We start from the raw sequence: 14,544 nt of genomic DNA, 5'->3' as shown, positions 1-14,544 counted from the left end.
ATGGTCCTGTGAACCGGGAAACCGGTGCGTTTGGCCCAAGGGCATATGGGCAGGCGCGGCCTCGGAGCGAGGCAGGTTGCACCTTCAACTGTCGCGGCCCTTCGTCTCCCCCCCCAGTGGTCGAAGAGACGAGAGGCACGCGTGTCATCAAGGCTTGAGGCAGAGCAGCTGTACAAGGTCTTCGGGAGACAGCCTGACGAGGCGGTCGCAAGGCTCCGCGAGGGCGCCGACCGGGAGGGACTGCGCGCCGAGGGCACCACCGCGGCGGTGATCGACGCCTCCTTCACCGTGGACCCCGGCCAGATCTTCGTCGTCATGGGCCTGTCCGGCTCCGGCAAGTCCACGCTGCTGCGCATGCTCAACGGTCTCCTGGAGCCGACCGCGGGCCATGTCCGCTTCGACGGCCAGGACCTCACCGCGCTCACCGACCGCGAGCTGCGCGCCGTACGCGCGAAGAAGATCAGCATGGTCTTCCAGCACTTCGCGCTCTTCCCGCACCGCAGCGTCCTGGAGAACGCCGCCTACGGCCTCGCCGTCCAGGGCGTCGCCAAGGCCGAGCGCGTCGAGCGGGCGACCGAGGCCCTGGAGCTGTGCGGACTGAAGGGCTGGGAGAAGTCCTGGCCCGACGAGCTGTCCGGCGGCATGCAGCAGCGCGTGGGCCTGGCCCGTGCCCTGGCCACCGACGCCGACCTGCTCCTCATGGACGAGTCCTTCAGCGCGCTCGACCCGCTGATCCGACGGGACATGCAGGACCAGCTTCTCCAGCTCCAGAAGACCCTGAAGAAGACCATCGTCTTCATCACCCACGACCTCAACGAGGCCATGCGGCTCGGCGACCGGATCGCCGTGATGCGCGACGGCAGGATCGTCCAGACCGGCAGCGCGGAGGACATCCTCGTGCGGCCCGCCGACGACTACGTGGCCTCCTTCACCAAGGACGTCGACCGTTCCCGTGTGCTCACCGCGTCCGCCGTCATGGACACGGACGTGAGCGGCGTCGGGGCCGACTGCGGCTGCGCGGGCGACTGCGAGACCGCGACGCCCGACACGCCGTTCACCGAGCTGTGTGCGATGAGCGCCCGGTCGAGCCACCCGGTGGCCGTCCTCGACGCGGAACGGAGGCTCGTCGGCGTGGTCCCGCAGGCACGCCTGATCGGCTTCCTCGGCGACGCGGAAGCCCCCCGGACGGAGGCAGCCCATGCCTAGGATCCCGCTCGGCGACTGGGTCAACGACACCGTCGACTGGCTGCTCGACCACGTCGCGTGGCTCTTCGACTTCCTCAAGACCGTCTTCACCGGCACCTACGACGGTATCGACGCCGTCCTCCAGGCGCCCCAGCCCCTCCTCCTCGCGGGCATCTTCGCCGTGATCGCGTTCTGGCTGCGCGGCACCCTGGCCGGTGTCCTCACCTTCGCGGGATTCGCCTTCATCGACTCCCTCGAACTGTGGGAGGACGCGATGACGACCCTCTCGCTGGTCCTCGTCGCCACGATCATCGCGCTGGTGATAGCCGTCCCGGTGGGCATCTGGGCGGCCCGCTCCAATCGGGTCAGCGGCATCGTCCGCCCCGTCCTGGACTTCATGCAGACGCTGCCCGCGATGATCTACCTCATCCCGGCGATCCTGTTCTTCGGCACCGGCGCCTCCGCCGGCATCGTCGCCACCCTGATCTTCGCGCTCGCCCCCGGCGTGCGGATGACCGAGCTCGGCATCCGCCAGGTCGACAAGGAGCTCGTCGAGGCCGCCGAGGCGTTCGGCACCACACCGCGCGACACCCTGCTGCGGGTCCAGCTGCCGCTGGCGCTGCCCACGGTGATGGCCGGCGTCAACCAGGTCATCATGCTCGGCCTGTCCATGGCCGCGATCGCCGGCATGGTCGGCACCGGCGGCCTCGGTGGCGACGTCAACGAGGCCATCGGCCAGCTCAACGTGGGCCTCGGCTCCGAGGCCGGTGTCGCCATCGTGATCCTCGCGATCTACCTGGACCGCATGACCAGCGCCCTCGGCACCCAGGTCTCCCCGCTGGGCCGCCGCGCCGCCGCCAAGGCCCGCGCGACACAGGGGCTCAGGATCTGGTCCTACCGCCCCCGTCCCCAGATCGCCGTCATCGGCGTCGTCGTCCTCGCCCTCGTGGCGGGCGGCATGGGGATCTTCGGCGGCACCTCGGGCGAGGCCACGGCCGTCTCCGGCGGCAAGGACGTCGGCCAGGGCAAGAAGATCAGCATCGGTTACGTCCCCTGGGACGACGGTGTCGCCTCCACCTTCCTCTGGAAGGAGATCCTGGAGGAACGCGGCTACCAGGTGGACGCCAAGCAGTTCGACGCCGGGCCGCTCTACACCTCCCTCGCCTCCGGGAACGCCGACTTCATGACCGGCGCCTGGCTGCCGACGACCCACGAGCAGTACTGGAAGAAGTACGGCGGCAAGCTCGACGACCTCGGTGCCTGGTACGACAAGACGTCTCTGGAGCTGAGCGTCCCGTCGTACATGAAGGACATCAACTCCCTGGCCGACCTCAAGGGCAAGGGCTCGCGGTTCGGCGGGAAGATCACCGGCATCGAGTCCAGCGCGGGTGAGATGGCCCTGCTGAAGAGCAAGGTTCTCAAGGCGTACGGCCTCGACAAGGAGTACGAGGTCGTCGACAGCTCCACGCCCGCCATGCTGGCCGAGCTGAAGCGGGCGTACGCCCAGAAGGACCCGATCGTCGTCACGCTCTGGTCGCCGCACTGGGCGTACAACGACTACGACCTGAAGAAGCTCAAGGATCCCCAGGGCGCCTGGGGCTCGGGCGACGGCATCCACACCGTGGCCCGCAAGGGCTTCGCCGACGAGAACCCCGTCGTCGGGCAGTGGCTGAGGAACTTCAAGCTGGACGAGAAGCAGCTCACCAGCCTGGAGGCCGAGATCAACAAGGCGGGCAAGGGCAAGCAGCAGGACGCCGTCCGCACCTGGCTGAAGCAGCACCCGGGCCTGGCCGACAAGCTGGCCCCCGTCCAGACGACGGCGGCGGAGACGAAGCGCCCGGTGAACGTGGCCTGGTTCCCCTGGGACGAGGACATCGCCGTCACGTATCTCTGGAAGAACGTGCTGGAGCAGCGCGGCTACAAGCTGAACCTCAAGCAGATGGACGTCGGCCCGGTCTACACCGGCCTCGCCTCCGGCGATCTGGACCTCAACTTCGACGCCTGGCTGCCGTACGCCCAGAAGAACTACTGGGATCAGAGCAAGGACAGGCTCAAGGACCTCGGCACCTGGTACCGGCCGACCTCGCTGGAGGTCGCCGTGCCCTCGTACGTCAAGGGCGTGAAGTCCTACGAGGACCTCAAGGGCAAGGCGTCCCTCTTCGACGGGAAGATCATCGGGATCGAACCCGGCACCGGTGAGATGAGCCTCCTCAAGAACAAGGTCCTGCCGGGCTACGGCCTCGACAAGGAGTACGAGGTCGTCGACGGCTCCACGCCCGCGATGCTGGCCGAGCTGAAGCGGGCGTACGCCAGGAAGCAGCCCGTCGCCGTCGTCCTGTGGTCCCCGCACTGGGCGTACAGCCAGTACGACCTGACCAAGCTCGAGGACGGCAAGAAGCTCTTCGGCGAGGGCAACACGATCCGCACCATCTCCCACGAGAGGTTCCCCGAGCAGTACCCGCAGCTCACCAAGTGGATCAAGGGCTTCCATATGAGTGAGAAGGAACTCGGTACCCTGGAGAGCGAGATCAACAAGTACGGCCAGGGGCACGAGGAGCGAGCGGTCGCCGCCTGGCTGAAGGAGCACCCGGAGATGGTCGGGCGGATGACACCGTCATAACCGCTCCGGGAGCACGGTAAGGATCCGGCCAACCACATAGAGCTACGTCATCGCCCGAACTCCGATGCCGACGAGGGGACTTGGGCGGCCCGCGGCGGACGGGTGACCGAAAGTGAGCCCCCTGGCGGTTTCCAGGGGGCTGTTCGGCTGGCGCGAATCGTGAGGTACGGTCACCCGCCGTGTGACCTCGATGTGACGGCCGCGTGAAACGGTTTGCCGAACATGCGTAGGGTGCAGACAACTCATCAGGGGACGTGGCACAAAACCGACGAGCGGAGAAGGGAGCCGGAGCCATGGGCGACCACAAAGAACAGCCCCTTCGCGTCGGCGCGGCCGTGCGCCGCAGGCGCCGCGCGCTGGAGCTCACCCTCGCCGTCGTGGCCGAGCGCAGCGGCCTCTCGGTCCCCTTCCTGAGCCAGATCGAGAACGAACGCGCCCGCCCCAGCCGCAGCTCCCTGGAGAAGGTCGCCGACGCCCTGCGCACCACGGCCGTCGAACTCCTCGCCGCCGCCGACCCGGCGTGCAGCGTCGACGTCGTGCACGCCGAGGGCCCGGAGCCGGGCTACGAACCCCGGATGCGCTCCCTGGTGCGCGGCCACCACCAGATGCACGCCCAGGAGTTCACCGGTGACCATGACGCGGGCCGTGAATTCCAGTACCGCAACGACCAGTTGATGTACGTCGCCGACGGCGCGGTGGACGTCGAGGCCGAGGGCCGCGCCTACCGTCTGGGCCGCGGTGACACCCTGTACCTCACCGGCGGGGTGCGGCACCGCTGGCGCGCGACCGTGCCGGACACCCGGGTGGTCGTCGTCGCCGTGGCCGAGCACATCGAGGCGGTCCGGGACCGGCCACGGCGGTGAGAGTCGTCTCCCTGGTCCCCTCGCTGACCGAGGCGATCGCCAGCTCGGCACCCGGCGCCCTGGTCGGCGCCACCGACTGGTGCACCCATCCGGCGGACCTCGACGTCACCCGGATCGGCGGCACCAAGAACCCGGCACTCGACCGGATCGTCGCCCTCGCCCCGGACCTGGTGATCGCCAACGAGGAGGAAAACCGGGAACCGGACCTCGCGGCGCTGCGCGAGGCGGGCCTGGAGGTCCTGGTCACCGAGGTCCGGGACGTCCCGCAGGCCTTCCGGGAGCTGTCCCGGGTCGTCGAGGCGTGTGGCGCCGTACGGCCGCGCTGGCTGGACCAGGCCGAGGACGCCTGGTCGGCGCTCGAACCCCCGTCGCGCCGTACGACCGCGGTCGTGCCGATCTGGCGGCGGCCGTGGATGGTGCTGGGCCGGGACACCTTCGCGGGCGATGTGCTGTCCCGCCTGGGCGTGGACCACGTCCACGCCACCCACGAGGACCGCTATCCGCGTATCCCGCTGGAGGAGCTGCGGGCGGCCGTCCCGGACGTGGTCGTTCTCCCCGACGAGCCCTACCGCTTCACCCCCGAGGACGGCCCGGAGGCCTTCCCGGGCCTGGCCTGCGCACTCGTCAGCGGACGGCACCTGACGTGGTACGGGCCGTCGCTGGCCGAAGCACCACGGGCACTGGGCGAGGCCCTGCGAGCAGCGCTCCGCTGACGACTCCGCGCGCGGTGCGCACGGCGGCCGTGGTCCAGGCGGCCGCGAGGACGGCGTAGAGCCCCATGGCGAGCCAGTCGTAGACGACGAGCCCCGTGTGCCGGGCCAGCGCCTCGGCGCCGGTGACGCAGGTGCCGACCGGGAAGGTGAACGCCCACCAGGTCATCGAGAAGCCCATCCCGTGCCTTCGGGCCCGCACGACGTGCGCGGCGGCGAGCCCCAGCCACAGCAGCGCGAACCCCATGACGGGAACGCCGTAGAGGACCGCGAGGACGCCGAAGCCCTGGCTGTAGGGGGCCGGGACGACCCCCGGGGCCACGTCCGCGAACTTGCCGACGGCGGTGGTGGACTGGCCGAGCGGGCCGAGCACCAGGAAGAGGGTCGGGGTGAGGGCGAGGGGGAGCGGGCCGCCGGTGACGATCCGGGCGAAGACGAGCGGCAGCATGACGAGGGTCGCGAGGAGGCTGAGCCCGAACATCGCGAAGCAGGCGAGGAGCAGGGTCGCGCGCGGCTGACCGGCGGGGAGGTACGGCACGAGGAGCGGCCCGAGGGCGGCGGACACCATGGGCGCGACCAGAGGCAGCAGCCACACGGGCGTGGCCTGCTGCGGCTCGGCCTTCTGCCGTACGGCCATGAGGTACGGCACGACGACGGCGGCCGCGAGCCCCACGGCCGTACCGGCGGTGAACAGCACGGCGTCGAGAGCGACCGCGGCCCTCGTCCCGATCCAGTACCGGCCGACGGTGAGGGCACCGCCGCCGACGGCCAGCAGGGCCATGGCGAGGCAGCCGTAGAAGGGGGCCGTGGCGGGGTCGAGGAGGTGGGCGCGGGCCTGGTCGGCGTGGTGGCGCCAGTGCAGGGCGCGGGCGCAGAGGAGGGAGAGGAGCAGGGCGAGGGACAGGAGCCAGACGGCGGCGCAGATCGTGCGCAGGCCGGGGAGGTGCACGGGGAGCGCGACGCCGGCGGTGGCGACGATCGCGGTGCCCATGACGGCGGCGTACCAGTTCGGCCCGAGGTGACGGACGGCGGTGACCATGGCTCCACGGTGCCCTCCCGGGAGGGCGGCGACCAGGGAGTATGGCTCTATGAGGGCATAAGCTGTCTTTATGAGCAGCGGTGTGGAGGGGCAAGGGGCGGCGGTGGGTGGTGGGCTGTCCCACCGGGTGCCTGATCTCGGGGCGCTGGAGCTGCTGCTGGCCGTGGCGCGGCTGGGGAGCCTGGGCGGGGCGGCGCGGGAACTGGGCATCACCCAGCCGGCGGCGAGCAGCCGGATCCGCTCCATGGAACGGCAGTTGGGAGTCGCCCTGGTCGACCGCTCGCCTCGCGGCTCCCGGCTCACGGACGCCGGGGCGCTGGTGACCGACTGGGCGCGGCGGATCGTGGCGGCGGCGGAGGCCTTCGACGCCGGTGCGCAGGCGTTGCGGGTCCGGCGGGACTCCCGGCTCCGGGTGGCGGCGAGCATGACGATCGCGGAGTACCTGCTGCCGGGGTGGCTCCTCGCCCTGCGCGCGGGACGTCCGGACACGGCGGTGTCGCTGCACGCGGGGAACTCCGCGACGGTGGCGGAGCGGCTGCTGTCGGACGAGGCCGACCTGGGTTTCGTGGAGGGCCTGACGGTCCCCTCCGGCCTCGACTCGGTGGTGATAGCCCACGACCACCTGATCGTGGTGACGGCCCCGGGACATGTCTGGGCCCGCCGCCGACGCCCTCTGGAAGCCGCCGAACTGGCCATGACGCCGCTGATCCTGCGGGAGAAGGGCTCGGGCACCCGCCAGGTTTTGGACGCGGCTCTGGGGGGCCTGGCCCGCCCCCTGATCGAGCTCTCGTCCACCACGGCGGTGAAGGCGGCGGCGGTGAGCGGGGCGGGACCCGCGGTCCTGAGCGAACTGGCGGTGGGTGAGGAGCTGGCGATGCGGCGGCTGGTGCGGGTGCCGGTGGAGGGGGTGTCGCTGGCCCGGGATCTGCGGGCGGTGTGGCCCACGGGGCATCGGCCGGTGGGCCCGGCGAGGGACCTGCTGTCACTGACGCGGGTCTGAGTGCTCCGGCGGCGGCGGAGGTACCTTTCAGCGGACCCTGCTCGCCGCCGCCACCAGTCCCCGCATGACCCGCAGGTCCGCGCCCATCTCCGGATGCCACTGCACCCCCAACGCCCAGTGCGCACCGGGGAGTTCGACGGCCTCCACCGTGCCGTCCGCTGCGTACGCCGACGGCAGGAGACCCTGCCCGAGGCGGTCCACCGCCTGGTGGTGGTAGGTCGGTACGGACGTCTCCTCCGGGGCGAGAGCGCCGTAGACCGTGCCCGGTACGGGCTTGACCGGGTGGTGGCCGAAGATGCCCGGGGTCTGCGCGTGCCCGTCGATGTGCTGGACGAGGGTGCCGCCCAGGGCCACGTTCAGGAGCTGCATGCCCCGGCAGATGCCCAGCAGCGGGACACGGGCCGTCAACGCGGCCTGGATCAGGGCCAGTTCCCAGGCGTCGCGGGAACGGGCCGGTGGGCCCGTACGGGGGTCGGGGGTGGCGCCGTAGTGGACCGGCTCCACGTCCGGACCGCCCGCGATCACCAGGCCGTCCAGGCGGGCCACCGTCGCCACCGCGTGCTCCGGGGCGTCCGGCGGGAGCATCGCGGCCAGACCGCCCGCCCGCTGCACCAGGCGCGGATACCCCGCCGGCAGCAGCGCCGCCTCCAGCTCCCAGTCGCGCCAGCGCGCCCCGGCCTCCAGATAGGTGCTGACGCCGATCAGCGGTCGTACGGTCGACACTCGGTCCTCCCAGGCTTGCAATGGCCCACGGACATACCTTTGCGGCTCGGGGGGCCGGGAAGCAAGGTCACGCCAGGAACCCGCGCAACAGTGCCGCCGTCCCCGCGCAGTGCTCCCGCATCATCTCTCGCGCCCCGTCGGCGTCCCCGTCCAGCACCGCCTCGACCAGCGCCGCGTGCTGCCGCTGTGAGTGCTCCAGGTTGCGGACCAGGAGCGGGATGCAGTCCAGGAGGTCGTTCACCGAGGCGCGGACCGCCGCGTACTGCGCGGTCAGCGACGGCGAACCGCACAGCTCCGCGAGGGTCAGGTGCAGCAGTGTGTCCTGGCGCCGGTAGTCCGCCAGTGGGGCCTCCTGCGTGGCCGCCAGCGCCGCCCGCAGCCGCTCCGCCTGCTCGTCCGCGAGGCCGTGCGCCGCGCACAGGCCCGCCGCGCCCACCTCCAGGACCTCCCGGAAGCGCAGCACGTCCTCGATGTCCGCCTCGGCTATCCGCCGCCGCAGCTCCTGCTCGCCGACCGCGTTCGGGGTGCGGGGCAGCACGAACGTGCCCCCGTACCGCCCGCGCCGCGACTCCACGAGACCCTGGTCCTGGAGCACCTTCAGCACCTCGCGCAGCGTCACCCGGCTGATCCCGAGCCGCTCCGCGAGCTCCCTCTCGGCCGGCAGCCGCTCGCCCCCCGGCACCAGCCCGAGCCGCACCACCTGGAGGATCTGCTCCAGCGCCTCCTCGAAGCCGTTGCCCGCCCTGACCGGCCGCAGCACCGGTGTCAACCGGTCGTCCGGGCCGCCGTCAGCGTCCACCGACATATGGCCGAGCCCCCTTCCCAAGCAATGGTTCAGAGCAATACCTTATGGCTCCCGGCCCGGTCGGAAAAACGCGCAGCAGCCGAAGGAGCTCTCCCGTGGCAGACCGCACACCCCCGCTCAGCGTCGAGGAGCTGCACGCCCTCGTCGCGAGCGGCGAGATCGACACCGTCGTCCTGGCCTTCCCGGACATGCAAGGACGGCTCCAGGGCAAGAGGTTCGCGGCCCGCTTCTTCCTCGACGAGGTACTCCACCACGGCACCGAGGGCTGCAACTACCTCCTCGCCGTCGACACCGAGATGAACACCGTCGACGGCTATGCGATGTCCTCCTGGGACCGCGGCTACGGTGACTTCGCCATGCACCCCGACCTCGGCACCCTGCGCCGCGTGCCCTGGAACGCCGGTACGGCCATGCTGATCGCCGACCTCGCCTGGAACGACGGCTCCCCGGTGGTCGCGGCGCCCCGCCAGATCCTGCGCCGCCAGCTGGAGCGGCTCGCCGAACTGGGCTACACCGCCCAGGTCGGCACCGAGCTGGAGTTCATCGTCTTCAAGGACACCTACGAGCAGGCCTGGGACGCGCACTACCGGGGACTGACACCGGCGAACCAGTACAACATCGACTACTCGGTGCTGGGGACCGGCCGTATCGAGCCGCTGCTCCGCCGGATCCGCAACGACATGACGGCGGCCGGTCTCACCGTCGAGTCCGCCAAGGGGGAGTGCAATCCCGGCCAGCACGAGATCGTGTTCAAGTACGACGAGGCCCTGACCACCTGCGACCAGCACGCGATCTACAAGACCGGCGCCAAGGAGATCGCCGCCCAGGAGGGCGTGTCGCTGACCTTCATGGCCAAGTACAACGAGCGCGAGGGCAACTCCTGCCACATCCACCTCTCGCTCGCCGACGCCGCCGGCAACAACGCGATGGCGGGCCCGGACGGCATGTCCGACGTGATGCGGTACTTCCTCGCCGGGCAGCTCGCGGCCCTCCGGGACTTCTCCCTGCTGTACGCCCCCAACATCAACTCGTACAAGCGGTTCCAGCCGGGCTCCTTCGCGCCCACGGCCGTCGCCTGGGGCCACGACAACCGCACCTGCGCGCTGCGGGTCGTGGGCCACGGCCGCTCCCTGCGCTTCGAGAACCGGCTGCCCGGCGGTGACGTCAACCCGCACCTCGCGGTCGCCGGACTGGTCGCGGCCGGCCTCCACGGCATCGAGCAGAAGCTGGAGCTGCCGGAGGTCTGCACGGGCAACGCCTACACCGCCGAATACGCCCACGTCCCCACCACCCTGCGCGAGGCCGCCGAGCTCTGGGCGAACAGCCCGATCGCCAGGGCCGCCTTCGGCGACGAGGTCGTCGCGCACTACCGCAACATGGCCCGCGTCGAGCTCGAAGCCTTCGACGCGGCGGTCACCGACTGGGAGCTGCGCCGCTCCTTCGAACGTCTGTGAGAGGTACTTCGTTGTCCCCGTTGTCTTACGAGCATGAGCTGACCGTCCTCAACCCGGCCACCGAGGAGGTCGTCGCCACCGTCCCCGCCGCCACCGCGGCCGACGTGGACGCGGCCGTCGCGAGGGCCGCGAAGGCGCAGGCGAAGTGGGCCGCGCTCGCGCCCGCCGACCGGGCCCGGCTGCTGCGCCGGTTCGCCGACGTCGTCGACGGGCACGTCGAGGAACTGGCCCGGCTGGAGGTCCGGGAGGCCGGTCACCTCCTCGGCAACGCCCGCTGGGAGGCCGGCAACGTCCGGGACCTGCTCGCCTATGCGGCCGGGGGAGTGGAGCGGCTGAACGGCCGCCAGATCCCGGTATCCGGCGGCCTCGACGTCACGATCCTCGAACCCCTCGGTGTGGTCGGCGTCATCGCGCCCTGGAACTTCCCCCTGCCGATCGCCGCCTGGGGTACGGCACCCGCGCTCGCCGCAGGCAACGCCGTCGTCCTCAAGCCCGCCGAGACCACCCCGCTCACCGCCCTGCGGCTCGCCGAACTCGCCCTGGAGGCAGGGCTGCCGGAGGGCCTGTTCCAGGTGCTGCCGGGGCACGGACCGGTCGCGGGCACCGCCCTCGTCGAGCACCCCGGCGTCGCGAAGATCGTCTTCACCGGGTCCACCCGCACCGGCCGTGACGTCATGGAGCGCTGCGCCCGCCAGGTCAAGCCGGTCACCCTCGAACTCGGCGGCAAGAGCCCCAACATCGTCTTCGCGGACGCGGACCTCGCCCAGGCCGTCGACCCCTTCTCCTTCCTCGACAACTCCGGCCAGGACTGCTGCGCCCGCACCCGGATCCTGGTCCAGGAGTCGGTGTACGACGAGGTCCGGGAACTGCTCGCCGACGCCGTCGCCTCCGTGGTCGTGGGCGACCCGGCCGACGAGAAGACCCAGATGGGCCCGCTGATCTCCCGTCAGCAACTGGAGAGGGTGCGGCAGTTGGTGCCCGCAGACGCCCCCGGTCTGCGCGGCAGCGCCCCCGACGGGCCCGGCTTCTGGTTCGCCCCGACCGTCCTGACCGGCGAGGCGCCCGACTCCGAGGCCGCCCGCGAGGAGATCTTCGGTCCGGTCGCCGTCCTGCTGCCCTTCACCGACGAGGCGGACGCGATCCGGCTCGCCAACGACACCCCGTACGGCCTCTCCGGCTCCCTCTGGACCCGCGACATCGGCCGCGCCCTGCGCCTGTCCCGGGCCGTCAAGGCGGGCAACCTGTCCGTCAACTCCCACTCCAGCGTCCGCTACTGGACCCCCTTCGGTGGCTACAAGCAGTCCGGACTCGGCCGAGAACTCGGCCCGGACGCCCTGACCGCCTTCACCGAGACCAAGAACGTCTTCATCAGCACGGAAGGCCCCGCCCAGTGACCTCTTCGACCGATCAGATCGTGTGCCGTCGTCTCGTCGGCCGCACCGCAGTCATCACCGGAGCCGGCAGCGGCATCGGCCTCGCCACCGCCCGCCGGCTCGCCTCCGAGGGCGCGAACGTCGTCTGCGCCGACGTCGACGAACCCCGCGGCAAGGCGGCCGCCGACGAGGTCGGCGGGCTCTTCGTCAAGGTCGACGTCACCGACCCGGAGCAGGTCGAGGCCCTGTTCAAGACGGCGTACGACACCTACGGCAGTGTCGACGTCGCCTTCAACAACGCGGGCATCTCCCCGCCGGACGACGACTCCATCCTGGAGACCGGCCTTGAGGCGTGGAAGCGGGTCCAGGAGGTCAACCTGACCTCCGTCTACCTGTGCTGCAAGGCCGCGATCCCCTACATGCGGCGGCAGGGCAAGGGGTCCATCATCAACACGGCGTCCTTCGTCGCGAGGATGGGCGCGGCCACGTCCCAGATCTCCTACACCGCCTCCAAGGGCGGCGTGCTCGCCATGTCCCGTGAACTGGGCGTGCAGTTCGCGCGGGAGGGCATCCGCGTGAACGCCCTGTGCCCCGGGCCGGTCAACACCCCGCTCCTGCGGGAGCTGTTCGCCAAGGACCCCGAGCGGGCCGCCCGCCGCCTGGTCCACATTCCGGTCGGCCGGTTCGCCGAGGCCGAGGAGATCGCCGCCGCCGTCGCCTTCCTGGCAAGCGACGACTCCTCCTTCGTCAACGCCAGCGACTTCCTCGTGGACGGGGGCATCTCGGGGGCGTACGTCACGCCGATGTAGGTCCCGTCCTGCAGTGCCCCCATGAGCAGGACGCTCCCGCCCGGCTGGTACCCGGACCCCGACGCCCCGCATCTGGAGCGCCGGTGGGACGGGACCGCCTGGACGGACCGCCGGCGCGCCCCCGAGGCGCCCGGCCCGCCACACGCGGCCGGCGGGCCCTTGCCGGGGGCGACGGGGACGACGTGGTGGCTGACATGGCACCGACGGTCGCGAGCCCGTCGCCCACCACCGCCTCCCCGGCCCCGTCCCGCCCGGTCGACGAACTCGACGGCATCAGCCTGCCGTTGCCGGACGGCTGGGCCCCCTCGAAGTACGTCACCCGCGACAACGTCGTGATGACCACCGAGGGCGGCAGGGTCTTCACGCACACACTGCCCGGGAACTCCGGCGCTTCCGGGAACTCCCCGGCAGGGCTCGCCAGGAAGGACATACCGCGGGCCGCTGGCGCTCCTACGGAGACATCCGTGGCCACCGGGTCGTCAGATCCGAGTGCGTCGCCGTCGGCGGATGCATCGGACACCTGGTGCGCCGGCGGGTGAAGACGGCCCGGGGGCCCGGTGGTTACGTCCAGTCGCCGGCCCTTCGCCCCGGGCTGCGGCGGCCCACCGGAGGCCGGTCGACCGCTGACTCAGAGAAACGTGTGGCCTTCTCCGCGGTACGTCGGGACGCTCGCCGTCACCGCGTCTCCCTCGATCAGGTGCAGCTTCTCGAACCGCTCGCACAGCTCACCGGCCTTGGCGTGCCGGAACCACACCTTGTCGCCGAGCAGCAGGTCGTCGGCGGGGGCGCCGAGCAGCGGGGTCTGCACCTCGCCTGGCCCCTCCTGCGGGTCGTACTTCAGCCCCTCCGGCAGATACGGCACCGGCAGCCGGTCGGGACCGGCCGCGCCGGAGGCCGGGTAGCCGCCGCCGAGGACGGTCACGACACCCACCCCGGGCCTGCGTACGACCGGCATGGCGAACAGGGCCGCCGGACGCCCGCTGAAGGACGTGTAGTTGTCGAACAGCCTCGGCACGTACAGCCCCGAACCCGCGCCGATCTCCGTGACGGCGTCCTCCGCGGCGGTGTGCTGCACACTGCCCGTGCCGCCGCCGTTGACGAACTCCAGGTCCGGGACGACGGCCCGCACCGCGCGCACCACGGCGGCGCGGCGCTCGGTCAGTTCCCGGCGGGCGGTGGCCTGCATCAGCCGTACGGCGCGGGAGCGCAACGGCCGTCCGGCCACCGAGTCCCCGACCCCGGCGATGTGCCCCTCGTAGGCCATGATCCCCACGACCTCGAACCCGGGGCGCCGGGCCACCGCGCGGGCCATGTCGGCGACCTGGGCGGGGGAGTGCAGCGGTGAACGCCGGGCGCCGACGCGGACCTTGCCGCCGAGGAGCTTCAGCGAGGTGTCCAGCTCCAGGCAGACGCGGATGACTTCGGTGCCGCCCGCGCGGGATGCGTCGATGAAGGCCAGCTGGGCGGGGTCGTCGACCATCACCGTCACGGCGGCGGCGAGCTTGGGGTCGGCGGCGAGTTCGGCGTACCCGGCGCGGTCGGCGGAGGGGTAGGCGAGCAGGATGTCGTCGAAGCCGCTCCTCGCCAGCCACAGGGACTCGGCGAGGGTGAAGGACATGATGCCCGCGAAGCCGTCCTTGGCCAGGACGCGTTCGAGCAGTGCCCGGCACCGCACGGACTTGCTCGCGACGCGGACGGGTTTCCCCGCCGCCCGGCGGACGAGATCGTCCGCGTTGGCGTCGAAGGCGTCCAGGTCCACGATGGCGAGAGGGGCATCGAGATGGGCGGTGGCCCGGTCGTATCGGGCCCGGTCGGCGGCGCGCGCAGTCATGAACGAAGCCTGCCAGACAGGATTACCGCAGGGTAGGGGGACGTTCCGGGCAGATGCCCCCGGCCTGGTGGACTGGTTCCCGTTCGCCCAGGAACAACCCGTAGAGTGACGCGCACGCACGCAGGGCCGTTC

At 71.4% G+C, this 14,544-nt stretch carries 13 protein-coding genes and 1 pseudogene; 10 read left to right on the top strand and 4 right to left on the bottom strand.

The genetic code is table 11. From position 1 onward, the window contains the following. Positions 1–141 precede the first annotated feature (141 nt). The 4 genes from ABZT06_RS38595 to ABZT06_RS38580 all read left to right on the top strand — a co-directional run bounded on the left by ABZT06_RS38595 (position 142) and on the right by ABZT06_RS38580 (position 5,381). Positions 142–1,206, top strand: a complete 1,065-nt coding sequence (locus tag ABZT06_RS38595) for a betaine/proline/choline family ABC transporter ATP-binding protein (protein ID WP_355752006.1) — start codon at positions 142–144, stop codon at positions 1,204–1,206. Beyond that, positions 1,199–3,805, top strand: a complete 2,607-nt coding sequence (locus ABZT06_RS38590; RefSeq protein ID WP_355752004.1) for an ABC transporter permease/substrate binding protein — start codon at positions 1,199–1,201, stop codon at positions 3,803–3,805. Before ABZT06_RS38595 ends, ABZT06_RS38590 begins: the two co-directional genes overlap by 8 nt. A gap of 293 nt (positions 3,806–4,098) precedes the next feature. After that, positions 4,099–4,668 carry an XRE family transcriptional regulator gene (locus ABZT06_RS38585; RefSeq protein ID WP_355752002.1) on the top strand — a complete coding sequence of 190 codons (570 nt, stop codon included), beginning with the start codon at positions 4,099–4,101 and terminating at the stop codon, positions 4,666–4,668. Further along, a complete protein-coding gene (locus tag ABZT06_RS38580; protein WP_355752000.1) occupies positions 4,665–5,381 on the top strand; it encodes a helical backbone metal receptor in 717 nt (238 codons plus the stop codon). Before ABZT06_RS38585 ends, ABZT06_RS38580 begins: the two co-directional genes overlap by 4 nt. Here the strand turns inward: ABZT06_RS38580 and ABZT06_RS38575 are convergent. Next, positions 5,293–6,417 carry a TDT family transporter gene (locus ABZT06_RS38575; protein WP_355751998.1) on the bottom strand — a complete coding sequence of 375 codons (1,125 nt, stop codon included), beginning with the start codon at positions 6,415–6,417 and terminating at the stop codon, positions 5,293–5,295. The two genes, ABZT06_RS38580 and ABZT06_RS38575, sit on opposite strands and share 89 nt — an antisense overlap. Positions 6,418–6,487: 70 nt before the next feature. On the opposite strand from ABZT06_RS38575, the gene ABZT06_RS38570 reads away from it, so the two are divergent. Continuing rightward, on the top strand, positions 6,488–7,417 hold the full coding sequence (locus ABZT06_RS38570) for a LysR family transcriptional regulator (RefSeq protein WP_355751996.1): 930 nt from the start codon (positions 6,488–6,490) through the stop codon (positions 7,415–7,417). 27 nt (positions 7,418–7,444) lie between these two features. Here the strand turns inward: ABZT06_RS38570 and ABZT06_RS38565 are convergent, their stop codons facing one another. Further along, the gene (locus ABZT06_RS38565) at positions 7,445–8,140 is read right to left on the bottom strand and encodes a gamma-glutamyl-gamma-aminobutyrate hydrolase family protein (RefSeq protein WP_355751994.1); all 696 of its coding nucleotides are present in this window, start codon (positions 8,138–8,140) and stop codon (positions 7,445–7,447) included. A gap of 67 nt (positions 8,141–8,207) precedes the next feature. Continuing rightward, a complete protein-coding gene (locus tag ABZT06_RS38560; protein ID WP_355751993.1) occupies positions 8,208–8,945 on the bottom strand; it encodes an FCD domain-containing protein in 738 nt (245 codons plus the stop codon). A gap of 95 nt (positions 8,946–9,040) precedes the next feature. Here ABZT06_RS38560 and ABZT06_RS38555 point away from each other — a divergent pair, with 95 nt between their 5' ends. The 5 genes and pseudogenes from ABZT06_RS38555 to ABZT06_RS38535 all read left to right on the top strand — a co-directional run bounded on the left by ABZT06_RS38555 (position 9,041) and on the right by ABZT06_RS38535 (position 13,120). Continuing rightward, complete coding sequence (locus ABZT06_RS38555) at positions 9,041–10,399, top strand: glutamine synthetase family protein (protein WP_355751991.1); 1,359 nt, start codon at positions 9,041–9,043, stop codon at positions 10,397–10,399. Positions 10,400–10,419: 20 nt separating this feature from the next. Beyond that, positions 10,420–11,793 (top strand): aldehyde dehydrogenase family protein, encoded by a 1,374-nt coding sequence (locus ABZT06_RS38550; protein ID WP_355751989.1) that lies wholly within the window; start codon positions 10,420–10,422, stop codon positions 11,791–11,793. Beyond that, positions 11,790–12,581, top strand: a complete 792-nt coding sequence (locus ABZT06_RS38545; RefSeq protein ID WP_355751987.1) for a 3-oxoacyl-ACP reductase — start codon at positions 11,790–11,792, stop codon at positions 12,579–12,581. Before ABZT06_RS38550 ends, ABZT06_RS38545 begins: the two co-directional genes overlap by 4 nt. Positions 12,582–12,602: 21 nt before the next feature. After that, positions 12,603–12,674, top strand: a pseudogene (locus ABZT06_RS38540) (DUF2510 domain-containing protein); the annotation flags it as partial. Positions 12,675–12,775: 101 nt separating this feature from the next. Then, positions 12,776–13,120 (top strand): hypothetical protein, encoded by a 345-nt coding sequence (locus ABZT06_RS38535; protein WP_355752048.1) that lies wholly within the window; start codon positions 12,776–12,778, stop codon positions 13,118–13,120. 89 nt (positions 13,121–13,209) lie between these two features. Here ABZT06_RS38535 and ABZT06_RS38530 read toward each other — a convergent pair whose 3' ends face one another. Beyond that, positions 13,210–14,412, bottom strand: a complete 1,203-nt coding sequence (locus tag ABZT06_RS38530) for an amino acid deaminase/aldolase (protein ID WP_355751985.1) — start codon at positions 14,410–14,412, stop codon at positions 13,210–13,212. Positions 14,413–14,544: the final 132 nt, after the last annotated feature.

The sequence above is a fragment of the Streptomyces sp. NPDC005483 genome (assembly GCF_040606035.1).
In the GTDB taxonomy this organism is placed as follows: Bacteria; Actinomycetota; Actinomycetes; order Streptomycetales; family Streptomycetaceae; genus Streptomyces.
The sequence above is the reverse complement of the archived record's forward strand: the minus strand, read 5'-3'. Positions and strand labels throughout refer to the sequence as shown.